The following is a 14,584-nucleotide window of genomic DNA, read 5'->3' as shown; positions in this document are numbered from 1 at the left end:
CGCGGCGGAGAGGAGCGCCCGATGCTGTCGGCGTGGGCCGGGGCGCTGGTCCCCGTATTCAGCGACACGAGCGTGACCGGCACCGGCCATCTGGCGCGGCCGCCCGGCACCGGCCGCCTCCTCGCCGCCAACCACACCTCGTTCTTCGACCCGGTCCTGCTCCTCGGCACCCTGCACCGGCTCGGCCTGCGCCCCGCCGTGCTGGCCACGGCCGGACTGTGGCGGGTGCCGCTGCTCGGCCGGGCCCTCACCCGCGAGGGCCACGTTCCTGTGCACCGGGGCAGCCGCCGCGCCCCGGACGCCCTCCGGCACGCCGCCGACGCGCTGGCCGCCGGGCGGGACGTGCTCATCTACCCCGAGGGCGGCCTGCCCGGCTACCGCGCCTCCCACGACCGTCCGCCCGGCCGTCTGAAGTCCGGGGCGGTCCGGCTCGCGCTGTCCACCGGCGCGCCGGTGATCCCGCTCGGACACGCCGGCGCCCGCCGGGTCGCCTCGGGCAGCCGCGCCAAGCAGCTCGCCGGCTGGGCCACCGCGCCGCTGCGCCGCCCCCGCGTCCACGTCCACATCGGCCCCGCCCTCCGCCTGGACACCTGTGACCACCCCGTGACCACCCTGGAAACCGCCCTCGCCGAGGCATGGTCGACCGCGGTCCGGGCTCTGACGGAGAGAGCGGACGATCCCGGCGGAACCGGCTGATCCGGGAGGGCCCGGGGAGGCGGGCACCGCCCCGTACCGGCCGGCCGCGCCCGGAAGGGCACCGCACCGCCCGCACCAGCACCCCGTCGGGTGAGCGGATCCGCTCGCTTCGTTCGCGCATCCGGGTGGTAGCGCGTCGCATCCCCGGCCGAACGAGCTGTCGTGGCGCGGGGCCGGGCCGTCCGGTCCGGATAATCACGGCTCATGCAACAGGTGCAGACAGGCGTGCCCCGGGCCCCGGTCGCCGTCACCGGACTGGGTCTGGTCACCCCGGCGGGCATCGGCCGGGACGCGGCCTGGGCGGGACTGTGCGCCGGGCAGTCCACCGCCGCCGCCGACCCCGCCCTGGCCGGGCTGCCCGTGGCCTTCTCCTGCCAGGTCCCCGGCCTGGACGCGACCGCCCTGCTCGGGCACCGGCTGGCCCGCCGGCTCGACCGGTTCACCACCTTCGCGCTGCTCGCCGCCCGCGAGGCCGTCACCGACGCCGGGCTCGCCCCGGCCGACTGGGACGGCGCCCGGGTCGGCGTGGTGATGGGCGTCGGCACCGGCTCCATGCAGGGCTGGCAGGCCGAGTTCGACCGGCTCGCCGACGCCGTCCCCGAGCGCGTCTCCCCGCTGGCGCTGCCGCGCAGCGTGCCCAACATGGCCGCCGCGGAGATCGCCCTGGACCTCGGCGCGCTCGGCCCCAACATGGTGGTCAGCACCGCCTGCGCCTCCGGCACCAGCGCGCTGGGCCTCGCCCGGGACTGGCTGCTGTCCGGCCGCTGCGACCTGGTCCTGGCCGGCGGCAGCGAGTCGGCCCGGCTGCGGATGACCGCCGCCTGCTTCGCCCAGATGCGCGCCCTGTCCCGCCGCGCGGACAGCCCCGACGCCGCCTCCCGCCCCTTCGACCGGGACCGGGACGGCTTCGTCCTCGGCGAGGGCGCCGCCGTCCTCGTCCTGGAACGCACCGCGGACGCCCGCACCCGGCGCGTACGCCCCCAGGCGCTGCTCGCCGGGTTCGGCGCCTCCTGCGACGCCCACCACTTCACCGCCCCGCACCCCGACGGCGACGGCGCCGCCCGCGCCCTCGGCGCCGCCCTCGCCGACGCCGGGCTGGCCCCGGAGGACATCGACCACGTCAACGCGCACGGAACCGCCACCCCCCAGGGGGACGCCGCCGAACACAAGGCGCTGCACCGCGTCTTCCGCCGCCCCCCGCCCGTCACCGCCCTCAAGGGCACGATCGGGCACGCCATCGGCGGCGCCGGAGCCATCGAGGCGGCCTGCACCGTGCTCGCCCTGCGCCACCAGCTGATCCCGCCCACCGCCAACCTGGACACGCTCGATCCGTCGATGGACCTGGACATCGTCACCAAGGTGCCCCGGCCGCACCGGATGGCGGCCGCCGTCAGCAACTCCTTCGGCTTCGGCGGCCAGAACGCCGTACTCGCCTTCACCGCCGCCGACTAGCCCGCCCGGGCGGAGAAAGGGCCGACATGTCCTCCGAGATCTCCGACGCCACCCCGCCGGCGGCGGCCGGCGGCCGGTCCCGGCCCACCGGCGAGCAGCTGATGATCGGCGTCTTCGTCGCCGTACCGTTCCTCGCCCTGCTCGCCGCCGTGCCGCTGGCCTGGCGGCACGGGCTGAGCCCCGTCGACCTCACGCTCGCCGTCGCCTTCTACCTGGTCAGCGGGCTCGGCATCACGGTCGGCTTCCACCGGCACTTCACCCACGGCTCGTTCAAGGCCCGCCGGCCGCTGCGCATCGCGCTCGCGCTGGCCGGCAGCCTCGCCGTGCAGGGCCCGCTCGTCACCTGGGTGGCCGACCACCGCAAGCACCACAGGTACTCCGACCGGGACGGCGACCCGCACTCGCCCTGGCGGTACGGCCACTCGCCGCGCGCCCTCGCCAAGGGCATGCTCTACGCGCATCTGGGCTGGCTGTTCGAAACCGAGCACGCCTCGGCCCGCGCCTACGCGCCCGACCTGGTCCGCGACCGCGCCCTGATGCTGATCTCCCGGCGCTTCGGCCTGCTGGTGCTCGCCTCCCTCGCCCTGCCCGCCCTGCTCGGCGGGGCGCTGACCCGGTCCTGGCCGGGCGCCCTCACCGCGCTGTTCTGGGCCGGGCCGGTCCGGATCTGCCTGGTCCACCACGTCACCTGGTCCATCAACTCCATCTGCCACGCGACCGGTGCCCGCCCGTTCCGCAGCCGGGACCGCTCGGGCAACGTGTGGTGGCTGGCCCCGCTGTCCTTCGGCGAGTCCTGGCACAACCTGCACCACGCCGACCCCACCAGCGCCCGGCACGGCGTGCTCACCGGGCAGCTCGACGCGAGCGCCCGGCTGATCCGCTGGTTCGAACGCCTCGGCTGGGCCTACGACGTGCGCTGGCCGGACCACCGCCGCCGCGCCGTCCCGCGCGCGCCGGACGCCGACGGCCCGGCCGGGGCGGACCGGGGCCGGGCAGGGGGGACCGGGGCGGACCGGGCCGGCGTCAGCGCACCCGTTCGGCCGCCGCGCGGGTGAGATGACGGCGTGGCCCGGAGCCGCCCCGGGCCCGGCCCGTGCCGGTCGCGGGCGCGTCGGTGAGCGGCCGGACGAAGAGGCTGACGCTGGCCTCCTCCGCGAAGCCGTTGCGGCGCATCAGCTCGGCGGAGGCGGTGTTGCGCCGCTCCACGTCCGTGACCACGCACACCGCGCCGGCCTCGGCCAGTCGCGCACAGCACTCCCGTACCAGCCGGGAGGCCGCACCGCGCCCCTGGTAGTCGGGGTCGACGGCGATCCACTCCAGGTAACCCCAGTCGGCGCGCTGCTCGAAGGACAGCGAACCGAGCACGAACCCGGCGACCCGGTCCCCGTCGAGCAGCACGAGACAGGCCGGGTCCGGCGCGTCCAGGTGTCCGGCGACGGCCGACAGCGACCAGCCGGTGTAGGGCATCGCCTCGGTGTCGTACACCCGGTGACCGAGGTCGAGCACGGCGGCCAGGTGCTCGAAACCCAGCGGGCGCAGCGTCAGCTCGCCGGCGGGGGAGCCGGGCGGGGACGCCGACGGGTCCTGTGACGGTGGTACGGCGGTGGGGTCGGTGGGCGTGTCGGCCATGAGCAGCACTCCCTTCGGGCGGCATTTCGCAGCATATGTCCGCTCCGTCGGTCGGGCACGGCCGGTTCCGCCCGGCCTCCCGGACTCGGGCCGGGCCGGATGCCGTGGGGGAGGCGTGGGTCAGGGGCGTGCGGTGAGCCCCGGAGGCGAGCCGGTCGGGGCCGCAGAGCCCAGGGAGTCGACCAGGACACTCGCCTCCGGGTGGTTCACAGGGCGGGGCACCGCGCCCGCTCCGCCCGGTACCGCCGGCTGCCGGCAGGGCCGGCGCCGGGTGCGACCCCCGCCGCGCGGGAGCGGTCCGCGGCGGCGGGTGGCCGGCGGCGGGGCGGGGGAGCCGTCGGGGGGAAGGACGGAGTCATCGCCGTACGCCTTTCGTCCGGCCTCGTGAGCGAAGTCGCGGTCGGCGGACCGGCCGTCCGGGCGGCGCACACTCGCGCCGCCTGCCGAAAGGCCCTGCCCGCGGCCTGTCTTCCCCTGGCCGGACGTGCCGCCTGCTCCGTGGGTCGGGCGGAGCAGCGGGACCACTCTGGCACCTGCCAACCAGGCACCGCAACCGGCAAGTTGAAATTTGCAAGTGGCAAAGTGCATGCTGCATCCGACGGAACGTGATCGAATGGGCGGGTGGCCGATCCGCCTGCGCGGACGGCCGAAGCCGACGAGGGGGGTGGGCGTGACCGTGGAGACCGAGTGGGGCGGCGCGCCCTCCGTGCTGCGCATGATCCTCGGCAGACGGCTGGAGGAGCTGCGCACCCGGGCCGGCCTCAGCTTCGCCGAGGCGGGCGCGGCCATCGGCGTCAGCCACTCCACGATCCGCCGCATGGAGGCCGCCAAGGTGGCCCGGCTGCGGCTCGCGGACGCCGAGAAACTCCTCCAGGTCTACGGCGTCACGGACCGGGAGGAGGTCGACACCTTCCTGCAGTCCGTGCGCGAGGCCAACAAGCGCGGCTGGTGGCACACGTACCGCGACGTCGTGCCCCACTGGCTGCCCGCCTACCTCAGCCTGGAGCAGGCGGCCCTGCAACTGCGCGGCTACGAGAACCAGTTCGTGCACGGCCTGCTGCAGACCGAGGACTACGCCCGCGCCCTGCTCACCGCGTCCTACCCGCACGCCCCCGCCGAGACCACCGAACGCCGGGTCGCGCTGCGCACGCGCCGCCAGAAGCTGCTGACCGGGGCCCGGCCGCCGCGGCTGTGGGTGGTGATGGACGAGACCGTGCTGCGCCGCCCGGTCGGCGGCCCGCGGGTGATGCGCGCGCAGATCGACCACCTCATCGAGCTGGGCCGGCTGCCCCACGTCACCGTGCAGGTCATGCCGTTCGCGGGCGGACCGCATCCCGCGCTGTGGGCCGGCGCCTTCCACCTCTTCCGGTTCCGCGCCCGCGAACTGCCCGACATCGCCTACCTCAGCGGCCTGGCCAGGGCCGAGTACCTGGACAAGCCCGACGAGGTGGTGGTCTACCGGGAGGCTCTGGACCGGCTGAGCGCCCAGGCGCCGTCCGCCCGGAAGACCGAGTCCCTGCTCGCCGAGTTGCGCGAGGAGTGGTGAGCCGCCGACCGTACCCGCCCGTCGCACCACCCCGCGCGTGCCGACGCGGGGGCCCGACCCCGACCCGAATGGGAGACACGGCGTTGCCCGACAACGGATGGCCGGCCGACCGGATCGACACCGAGAACGCCCACTCCGCCCGCATCTACGACTACATACTCGGCGGCAAGGACTACTACCCCGCCGACAAGGAGGCGGGCGAGGCGATGACGCGGGAGTGGCCCGCGCTCCCGGTGCACATGCGCGCCAACCGCGACTTCATGAACCGCGCGGTGCGCTGGCTGGCCGAGGACGCGGGCGTCCGGCAGTTCCTGGACATCGGCACCGGCATCCCGACCTCGCCCAACCTGCACGAGATCGCCCAGGCCGTGGCCCCCGGGTCCCGGGTCGTCTACGTCGACAACGACCCGATCGTGCTCACCCTCTCCCAGGGCCTGCTGGCCAGCGCGCCCGAGGGCCGGACCGCGTACGTGGAGGCCGACTTCCGCGACCCGGCGGCCATCCTGGACGCCCCCGAACTGCGCGAGACGCTGGACCTGAGCCGGCCCGTCGCCCTCACCGTCATCGCGATCGTGCACTTCATGCTGGACGCGGACGACGCGGTCGGCGTGGTGCGCCGGCTGCTGGAGCCGCTGCCCTCCGGCAGTTACCTCGCGATGTCCATCGGCACCGCCGAGTTCGCCCCCGACGAGGTGGGCCGGGTCGCCCGCGAGTACGCCGCACGGGACATGCCGATGCGGCTGCGCACCCTGGCCGAGGCCCACGAGTTCTTCGACGGCCTGGACCTGGTCGCGCCCGGCATCGTCCAGGTGCACAAGTGGCATCCCGACGGCGGCGCGCGAGGCGTCCGGGACGAGGACATCGCCATGTACGGCGCGGTGGCCCGCAAGCCGTGACAGACCCGGGGCCGGGGTCCGACCCACCTCCCGGACCCCGGCCCCGCCCCTCGTCGTACGACACGTACGACGGGCCGTACGGCGGGCCGGGCGGTCGCCGCAGCCGCGACGACCGGAAGACAGCCCCCTGGAACGAGCCCCGGCCGGACCGGAGGCGACCCGCCTCGGCCGGGATCGGAGCTGCCCGCCCTCGCCAGGGCCACAGGAAACGGCCCCGCGACCACGGAACCGGAGTGCCCGGGAAGCGGTCTTAGGGACCGCCGAAGGCCGGAATCGGCGCGGTCGCGAAGCATCCGGCGGAACGCACGTCGGGGTCGGCCGGATCGGCGTCCGGTCCGGCCCGGAGAGTCCGAAGACCGCCGGCCTTCAGCCGGCCGCCTGACCCGGGCGTGGGCCCCGCCCCGCCCCATTCGGGGCGGGGTCCGCGCTCCGCGCTCCCCGGGCGCCGGTCAGGCGTGGCCGTGCGGGTGGTACGGGCGCGGCAGCCGCATGCCCCGGTCGGCCATGATCCGCCGCACCCGGTCGGGATAGTCGGTGATGATCCCGTCGACGCCCAGGTCCATCAGCGCCTCCACGGTCGCCGGGTCGTCACAGGTCCACGGCACCACCTTCAGCCCCCGGGCGTGCGCCTCGGCGACCATGGCCGCGTCGGAGTAGAACCGGAAGCCCGGGTCGCCGACCTTGCCGGTCTGCGGGAAGCCGTAGTTGGGGGAGAGGGTGGTGACGCCGGGCAGTGTGGCCGCCGCCCGGACGAAGTCACCGCCGTAGTCGTCGGCGTCGATCCCGCCCAGCCACGGGGACGCGCCGGGCCGGCCGACCTGGAGGAAGTCGTAGTTCGTCAGCGCCACCAGCGGCCACCTCGGCGCGAGCCGGTGCATCGCCTTCAGCGCACCCCAGTCGAACGACTGGATGGTGACCTGCCGCTCGATGCCCGAGCGGTGGATCTCCTCGTACACCCGGCGCACGAACACCTCGCGCGGCGCGGTCTGTTCGGGCGCGCCCGCCTCCACCTTGGTCTCGATGTTCAGCTTCACGCCCCGGGCACGGTAGTTCCTGACCAGGCCGAGGACGTCCTTCAGCTCCACCATCCGGAACCCCTCGACGACCTCCTGCTCGGGGAAGCCGGGCAATTGCCGGTACCCGCAGTCCAGCGTCCTGAGCTGAGCGAGCGTCAGGTCCTTGATGTACTTGCCGGCATAGGGGTACATCGGGTCACCGGGCGTGAGCGGGCCGGTGTCCCGGCACTTGACGGCGCTGATCTGCCGGTCGTGGTTGACGACGACCTTCAGGTCCCGGGTGATCTGGGTGTCCAGCTCCAGCGTGGACACCCCGAGCCGCAGCGCCTTGCCGAAGCCCTCCAGCGACTCCTCGGTGGTCAGGCCGAGGCCGCCGCGGTGGGCCTGGAGGTCGAAGCGGGCCGGCGCGGGTCCGCCCGGCGCCGCGTGCGCGGCCACCGGGGACAGCGACGCGGACAGCACAGCCAGGCCGGCGGCCAGGGGCAGCGAAAGGCGACGCGCGAACGGGCTGCGCGCGAACGGGCGTCGCGGGGAGGGGCGTGGCGGGGACGTGCGTCGTGGGGGCAGGGGCCGTAGGGACGGGTGTCGTACGGACATCGGGAACCTCACTCGGGTCTGAGCGGGCGGGGGAGTCCGCCGCCGGGCGCGTGGCGGATTCTCGCAACGCCCCGCGGGCCCGGCCACCCTCCGGGCTGAACATCACGGCACGGACGGGTGAACGTCCCGGCCCGTTCGGTCCGGGGAGGCGCCCCGGACGCTCACCCGTGGTGGCGGCGGCGTTCGGCGGTGGTGCGGTGTACGGCGGTGGTGCGGTGTACGGCGATGAGCGCGGCGTCGTCGCCGAGCCGGCCCCCGGCGTGGGCGAGCAGATCGCGCCGCAGATGGTGCGTCAGCGCCTCCGGGCTGTCCCCGGTCCACCGCGCCACCCGGTCGGCGAGCGGATAGAACCGCCCCCGCTCGTCCCGGGCCTCCACCACCCCGTCGGTGTACAGCAGCAGCGTGTCGCCCGGCGCGAAGGAGAACACGTCCAGCGTGTGCCCGACGCCGTACTGCACCCCGAGCGGCGGCGAGGGGTGCAGGCTCGGGGCCGTGACGACGTGGCCGGGGCCCAGCAGCAGCGGCGGCGGATGGCCGCAGCTGGTCATCCGGGTCACCGCGTCGTGGTCCGGGATCTCCACGAGCAGCGCGGTGGCGAACCGTTCGCCCTCCTCCTCCGGGCGGTCCAGCTCGGCGGCGTAGCGGGTGATGCTCTGGTCCAGCGTGGCGGCGAGTTCCGTCAGCGGGACGCGCCGGTGCGCGCTCTCCCGGAAGGCGCCGAGCAGCAGCGCCGCCTCCCCGATGGCGGGCAGCCCCTTGCCGCGGACGTCCCCGATCAGCACGCGTACGCCGTCGTCGCAGCGGGCCGCCGCGTACAGGTCGCCGCCGATCTGCGCCTCGTCCTCGGCGGCCAGGTACAGGGAGGCGATGCGCACCGCGCCGATCCGCTCGGGCAGCGGCCACATCAGCACCTGCTGCGCGGCCTCGGCGACCGTGCGGACCCGGGCCAGCTGGGCCTGCCGGCGCATCCGCAGGGCGCTGTAGAGGACGGTGAGCACGACCAGGACGGTCAGGGTGATGATCTGGACGATGTGGTTCGTGGTGCCGAGCCCGCCGTGGGTGACGCCGAGGAAGACCTGGGCGGCCACCGCGAGGGCGCCGACCGCCGCGGTGGTGCGGGGGCCGGCGAAGGAGGGGGTGAGCGCGGGGGCGATCACCAGGGCCGGTCCGAGGTGCACGTCGTGGGGGGCGTGCAGGTCCACGACGGTGATCACCACGATGAGCGCGACGGGCAGTACCAGCAGCGCGCGGGCCGACTGCCACGGCTGCCGCGGTCGCGCGCGACCGAGCCGGGATGCCATGCCTCCCAGCGTGCGCCCGGGGTGCCTGAGACGCACGTCACACCGGCGGATTTGGAATCGGACATTCCGGGTGGCTCTTCGGTTCCCGAATAGTGGACGCCGATCGCTTTGCCTTCATGAAGCGGATCGGCTAGCGTCATTCCCCGTTCAAATACCGGCTGGTTTGCCGATTTGGCCTGGGAAATAAAGGTGCTTGACGGGTGATCTGAACCACCCTCAACCGAAATCGCAGCATTTAGCGTCCTGTGTCATGACACAGACGGCGATGAGGCCGGACGCCCACGACACGGCACCCGGCGACGGAGTACGGGGCAAGGGCCTCGGCGGAAATTCCATCGGCCTGCTGGGCAGCGCGGTCATCGGCCTGTCCACCGTGGCACCGGTCTACTGCCTCACCTCCACGCTCGGCTCCACCGCCGGCGAGGTCGGCCTGCACATGCCGGCCGTCTTCCTCGCCGGCTTCCTGCCGATGCTGCTGGTGGCCTTCGCCTACCGGGAGCTGAACAAGGCGGTGCCCGACTGCGGCACCTCCTTCACCTGGACCGTCAAGGCGTTCGGCCCGCACGTCGGCTGGATGTGCGGCTGGGGACTGGTCATCGCGACCGTGATCGTGCTGTCCAACCTCGCCGGCGTCGCCACCACCTACTTCTGGCTGCTGGCCGGAGAGGTCACCGGCAGCGACGCGGTGGCGGACCTCGACGGCGACAAGGCCGTGCACATCATCACGTGTCTGGCCCTGATCGCCGCCGCCACCGCGGTCAGCTACCGGGGCATGACCACCACGAAGGGCGTGCAGTACGCGCTGGTAGGACTCCAGCTCGTGGTGCTCGCCCTTTTCGTCGTCCTGGCCCTGGACAAGGCCCGCACCGGCGCCTTCCCCGGACACACCGACTTCTCCTGGTCCTGGCTCAACCCCTTCGCGGTGGACTCCTTCGCCTCCTTCAGCGCCGGACTGTCCCTGTCGATCTTCATGTACTGGGGCTGGGACACCTGCCTGACCGCCAACGAGGAGACCGTCGGCAGCGAGAAGACACCGGGCCGGGCCGCCCTGATCGCCATGGTCGTGCTGGTCGGCTCCTACCTCGTCACCGGAGTCGCCGCCCAGATGGCCGTCGGCTCCGGCACCCACGGCCTGGGCCTGGCCAACCCGGACACCTCCGACAACGTCTTCGCCGCCCTGGCCGGCCCGGTCATGGGCCGCCTCTGCGGCATCCTGCTCTTCGCCGCCGTCCTCGCCTCGGCCGTCGCCAGCCTCCAGACCACCTTCATCCCGGTCGCCCGCACGGTGCTCGCCATGTCGACGTACCAGGCCCTGCCCCCGTCCTACGCCCGCGTCCACGAGCGGTTCCGCACCCCCGGCCGGGCCACCGTCACCGCCGGCGTGGCCACCGGCGTCTTCTACGCGGTGATGTCGCTGCTCAGCGAGCACGTCCTGGTCGACACCATCTACGCCCTCGGCCTGATGATCTGCTTCTACTACGCGCTCACCGCGTTCGCCTGCGCCTGGTACTTCCGCCGCGACCTCACCCGCTCCGCCCGCGACGCCCTCTTCAAGGGCTTCTTCCCGGTCCTCGGCGGCATCCTGCTCACCGCCGTGTTCGGCAAGACGCTGTACGACATGTGGGACCCGGCCTACGGCAGCGGCTCCGCCGTCCTCGGCGTCGGCTCCGTCTTCGTCATCGGGGTCGGCCTGCTGCTCCTCGGCGCGGTGATCATGCTGGTGATGCGGCGCCGCGACCCGGCCTTCTTCCGCGGCCGGGTCCTCACCGCCGGCACCCCGGCGCTCGTCGTGGAGGACTGAACCACTCCTTCGGGTGCCGTGTCGGAGGCGGCGCCCCGGGTACCCGTACGACCCCCGGGCCGATCCGGCCGCTCGGGGTGCAAGGGTGCCGAATGGAGAGGTCATGACGCACGACGGGGAGGACACCGCGCCCCTGCGGCGAGCGGAGGTCACCGAACTCCGGCTCGCCACCGGCGGGCCGCGACCGACGCCCGCTTCCGGGCCTTCGGAGCCGCGGGAGACCCCGGTTCCGGGGCCGACGGGGTCGGGAGCCGCTCTCGCCTCCGAGTCGATGGACTCGACGGGGCCGAGGAGCCCGATGGAGTCGATGGAGCCGATGGAGCCAACGGGAACGGTGGGGCCAGGGTTCGCCTACGCTTCCGAGCCGACGGATCCGACGGGTTCGACAGGACCGGTGCGGCCGAAGCTCGCTTCCGCTTCCGATCCCACCGAACCGAGGGCCGCATCGGCCACGGATCCCACGGAACTGCCGTCCGCGCCGCCTCCGAGCCGCAACGGGCCCCGGCCCGCGCCGGCCTCGGATCCCGCGGCGCCGCAGCCCGGGGCGACCCCCGGCCGGTCGGAGCCGCGGCCCGAGCCCGTTCCGGAGGCGGCCGAGCCGCCGCCCGTGTCCGGCCCGGATCCGGCGGAGCTGCCGCAGGACCGCAGCCAGGCGATCCTGGAGGCCGCCAAGCAGATCGGCGCCCTCCTCAAACGCGCCGGCCATCCCTTCGCGCTCGCCGGAAGCGTGGCGGTCTACGCCCACGGCGGCAGCCGCTACCTCCAGCACGACGCCGACTTCGCCATCCGCCCGGAGGACGCCGAGGCGGTGGCCGCCACCCTGCGGGAGGCCGGACTCGGCGTACGGGTCCCGCCGGAGGACTGGCTGATCAAGACCACCTGCCACGGGCAGAACGTCGACATCATCTTCTCGCTGGCCCACCAGCCCGTCACCCGCGAGATGCTCGACCGGGCCCACACCCTGCCGGTGGACTCGGTGCTCATGCCCGTCCTCAGCCCGACCGACCTGATCCAGAGCCTGATCAGCGCCTTCTCCGAGCACTACTGCGACTTCGGCTCCGTCCTGCCGGTGGCCCGCGCCGTGCGCGAGAAGGTCGACTGGGAAGCGGTCCGCGCGGCCTGCGGTGCCGAGCCCATGCCCGCCGCCTTCCTCTTCCTCCTCGAACGGCTGAACGTGATCGACGCCCAGGAGGGCCGGCCATGACCGACACGAGCCCGCCGCCCCCGTCGGCGCCCGGGAACCTGGACTACCGCGTCGCCCACCTCGCCGAACACCTCGCCTCGGGAGAGCTGGGGGAACTCGGGGTACGACTCGAACTGCGCGGCGACGTCGTCCTGCTCACCGGCACCGTGCCGTCCACCCAGTGCCGGGACGACATCCTGCGCATGGCCCGCGAGGAACTGGCGGGGCATCCCGTCCACAGCGACCTGCTCATCGCCGGGACCTCCTCGCCCGACCACGGAGAGGACCTGACATGATCCGCGTCGCGGCCGTCGGGGACATTCACATGGGCCCCGAGAGCCAGGGCACGCTGCGCTCCGCCTTCGAGACCCTGCCCGGGTGCGCCGACGTGCTGCTGCTCGCCGGCGACCTCACCCGGCACGGCACCCCGGAGGAGGCCGCGGTCGTGGCCCGCGAGATCAAGGACCTCGGGGTGCCCGTCGTCGCCGTGCTCGGCAACCACGACCACCACGACGAACGGCCCGAGGAGGTCACCGAGATCCTCCGGGACGCCGGCGCCCACGTCCTCGAAGGAGAGGCCGCCGTCGTCACCGCCGACGGCGCCCGGATCGGGGTCGCCGGGACCAAGGGCTTCGGCGGCGGCTTCGTCGGCCGCTGCGCCGGGGAGTTCGGCGAACCCCTCATGAAGGAGTTCGTCCGCTACTCCCGCCGGTGCGCCGACGGCCTGCACGGCGCCCTGAAGGAGCTGGAGGAGCAGGACTGCGACGTACGGATCGCGCTGACCCACTTCTCCCCGGTGCCGGACACCCTGGCCGGGGAGCCGCTGGAGATCTACCCGTTCCTCGGCAGCTATCTGCTCGCCGAGGCGATCGACACGGCGGGCGCCGACCTCGCGGTGCACGGCCACGCCCACGCCGGCACCGAGCACGGCATGACCACCGGCGGGGTACGCGTGCGCAATGTGGCCCAGCCGGTGATCGGGCAGGCGTTCCACGTGTACCACCTGCCGGGTACGGGGGCCTGACGCGGGGCGGCCGCCGGGGCGCGGCGGCCCATGTGGGGCGCGGCTGCCCGCTCCGGCGGCCGGTCCGTCCCGGACCGGGCCCGTCAGGCCGCCGTGCCCAGGGCCTCGCGGCCGGTCACGTCGCCGTCCTTGGCGGCCAGCGGCACCGGCACCGGCCCGCCCCGGCGGCGCACCAGCAGGCCCGCGCCGATCGATCCGGCGATCAGCAGACCGCCCGCCACCAGGGCGCCGCGCGCCCCGGCCCACTCCATCAGCAGACCCAGCAGCGGCGGTCCGCCGAGGCTCCACACCGTGCCGATGCTGCTCCACACCCCGAGCACCCGGCCGCGCAGACGCGGCGGCGGGTCGGTCTGGAGCACGGCGGTACCCGCGGTGTCGGAGACGGACTCCACGACCGCCATCGGCAGCACCAGCACCAGCAGCACCGCGAGCGACGGCGACAGACCGGCCACCACCTGGAGCAGCGCGCCGGCCGCCGCGAGCAGGCCCACGGTCCGCACGGACGGCTTGCGCAGCCGGGCGCCGAGGACCGCGCCGATGATGCCGCCGACGGCCAGCACGGTGGACACGGTGCCGAACGCCCCGGCGCCGCCCGCGAGCGGCCCGGTGACCAGGACGGCGAGGGTCAGACCGTAGTTGCGGCCGAAGACGGAGCTGAGACCCGTGATGCCCGCGAGGGCGACCAGCCGGGGGCTGCGCACGAAGAAGGCCAGGCCCTCGCGCACCCCCATCTCCGTACGGGCCGGTGCCTCCCGCGACCCGGCCGCCGCCGGCTCGGCGGCCCCGGCGGCCGGCCGCAGGAACGGCACCACCGAGGCCACGAACAGGAACGACAGCCCGTTGGCGGCGTACGCGGAGGCCGTACCGAGGAAGCCGACGGCGACCCCGGCCAGGGCGGTTCCGACCAGCCGGCCCGCGCTGTGGACCAGTGCGCCCACCCCGATCGCCGACGGCACGTCCGCCACGGGCACGAGATCGTTGCCGAGCAGGGCACAGGCCGGCCCGTCGACGGTGGCGATGACGCCGGTGACGGCGGCCAGCACCAGCAGCGCCGTCATGTCGATCCGGTCCAGCGCCACGAGCAGCGCCGTGGTGAAGGCGACCGCGCCGAGCAGCGTCTGACTGACGGCGACCGTCACCTTGCGGGGCCAGCGGTCCACGGCCGCGCCGCCGAGCAGGCTCACCAGCAGCGCGGGGGCCGCCTGGACGGACATCGACAGACCGGTCGCGGCGGCCGAGCCCGTGATGTGCAGCACGAGCAGGTTCTGCACGGTGAGCTGCATCCACGTACCGGCGTTGGAGACGAAGTTGGCCACCGACCACCAGCGCATGCCGCGGTGGCGCAGGGAGCGCCACGGGGAACGGGAGGCCGGGGCGGGGGCGGGAGTGGACACGGCAGAGGCAGAGGGCACGGCGGGGTACTCGACAACCAGGGGTCGGGAG

The 14,584-nt window shown here is 74.4% G+C and carries 13 protein-coding genes; 9 read left to right on the top strand and 4 right to left on the bottom strand.

Going from position 1 to position 14,584, the window contains the following annotated elements:
• Positions 1 to 21 precede the first annotated feature (21 nt).
• The 3 genes from ACSURM_RS03230 to ACSURM_RS03220 all read left to right on the top strand — a co-directional run bounded on the left by ACSURM_RS03230 (position 22) and on the right by ACSURM_RS03220 (position 3,203).
• Positions 22 to 696: a lysophospholipid acyltransferase family protein gene (locus tag ACSURM_RS03230; RefSeq protein ID WP_436953277.1), complete on the top strand. Its 675-nt coding sequence runs from the start codon at positions 22 to 24 to the stop codon at positions 694 to 696.
• Between the two features lie 204 nt (positions 697 to 900).
• Positions 901 to 2,148 (top strand): beta-ketoacyl-[acyl-carrier-protein] synthase family protein, encoded by a 1,248-nt coding sequence (locus tag ACSURM_RS03225; RefSeq protein ID WP_436953275.1) that lies wholly within the window; start codon positions 901 to 903, stop codon positions 2,146 to 2,148.
• Positions 2,149 to 2,174: 26 nt separating this feature from the next.
• Complete coding sequence (locus ACSURM_RS03220) at positions 2,175 to 3,203, top strand: acyl-CoA desaturase (RefSeq protein ID WP_436953273.1); 1,029 nt, start codon at positions 2,175 to 2,177, stop codon at positions 3,201 to 3,203.
• Here ACSURM_RS03220 and ACSURM_RS03215 read toward each other — a convergent pair.
• Positions 3,172 to 3,777: an N-acetyltransferase family protein gene (locus tag ACSURM_RS03215; RefSeq protein WP_436953271.1), complete on the bottom strand. Its 606-nt coding sequence runs from the start codon at positions 3,775 to 3,777 to the stop codon at positions 3,172 to 3,174. The genes ACSURM_RS03220 and ACSURM_RS03215 overlap by 32 nt on opposite strands.
• Positions 3,778 to 4,447: 670 nt before the next feature.
• Here ACSURM_RS03215 and ACSURM_RS03210 point away from each other — a divergent pair.
• Positions 4,448 to 5,323, top strand: coding sequence for a helix-turn-helix domain-containing protein (locus ACSURM_RS03210; RefSeq protein WP_391338037.1), 876 nt, complete (start codon positions 4,448 to 4,450; stop codon positions 5,321 to 5,323).
• An 83-nt stretch (positions 5,324 to 5,406) separates the two neighbouring features.
• The gene (locus ACSURM_RS03205) at positions 5,407 to 6,219 is read left to right on the top strand and encodes an SAM-dependent methyltransferase (protein WP_436953269.1); all 813 of its coding nucleotides are present in this window, start codon (positions 5,407 to 5,409) and stop codon (positions 6,217 to 6,219) included.
• Positions 6,220 to 6,668: 449 nt separating this feature from the next.
• On the opposite strand, the gene ACSURM_RS03200 is transcribed toward ACSURM_RS03205, so the two are convergent.
• A complete protein-coding gene (locus ACSURM_RS03200; protein WP_436953267.1) occupies positions 6,669 to 7,832 on the bottom strand; it encodes a glycerophosphodiester phosphodiesterase family protein in 1,164 nt (387 codons plus the stop codon).
• Positions 7,833 to 7,993: 161 nt separating this feature from the next.
• Positions 7,994 to 9,133, bottom strand: coding sequence for a PP2C family protein-serine/threonine phosphatase (locus ACSURM_RS03195; RefSeq protein WP_436953265.1), 1,140 nt, complete (start codon positions 9,131 to 9,133; stop codon positions 7,994 to 7,996).
• 250 nt (positions 9,134 to 9,383) lie between these two features.
• Between ACSURM_RS03195 and ACSURM_RS03190 the strand changes: the two genes are divergently transcribed.
• The 4 genes from ACSURM_RS03190 (at position 9,384) to ACSURM_RS03175 (ending at position 13,141) form a co-directional block, all read left to right on the top strand.
• Entirely contained in the window at positions 9,384 to 10,934 is a 1,551-nt protein-coding gene (locus ACSURM_RS03190; protein ID WP_436953263.1) for an APC family permease, read from the top strand.
• Positions 10,935 to 11,400: 466 nt separating this feature from the next.
• Positions 11,401 to 12,138: a hypothetical protein gene (locus tag ACSURM_RS03185; protein ID WP_436960903.1), complete on the top strand. Its 738-nt coding sequence runs from the start codon at positions 11,401 to 11,403 to the stop codon at positions 12,136 to 12,138.
• Complete coding sequence (locus ACSURM_RS03180; protein ID WP_436953261.1) at positions 12,135 to 12,413, top strand: BON domain-containing protein; 279 nt, start codon at positions 12,135 to 12,137, stop codon at positions 12,411 to 12,413. Before ACSURM_RS03185 ends, ACSURM_RS03180 begins: the two co-directional genes overlap by 4 nt.
• Complete coding sequence (locus tag ACSURM_RS03175) at positions 12,410 to 13,141, top strand: metallophosphoesterase family protein (protein WP_436953259.1); 732 nt, start codon at positions 12,410 to 12,412, stop codon at positions 13,139 to 13,141. The genes ACSURM_RS03180 and ACSURM_RS03175 overlap by 4 nt, the downstream gene beginning before the upstream one ends.
• Before the next feature lie 83 nt (positions 13,142 to 13,224).
• Here the strand turns inward: ACSURM_RS03175 and ACSURM_RS03170 are convergent, their stop codons facing one another.
• Entirely contained in the window at positions 13,225 to 14,535 is a 1,311-nt protein-coding gene (locus ACSURM_RS03170; RefSeq protein WP_436953257.1) for an MFS transporter, read from the bottom strand.
• Positions 14,536 to 14,584 lie beyond the last annotated feature (49 nt).

It is taken from the genome of Streptomyces sp. SudanB182_2057 (genome assembly GCF_964272715.1).
Classification (GTDB): Bacteria; Actinomycetota; Actinomycetes; order Streptomycetales; family Streptomycetaceae; genus Streptomyces; species Streptomyces rubradiris.
This window is presented reverse-complemented; position numbering and strand designations above follow the sequence as displayed.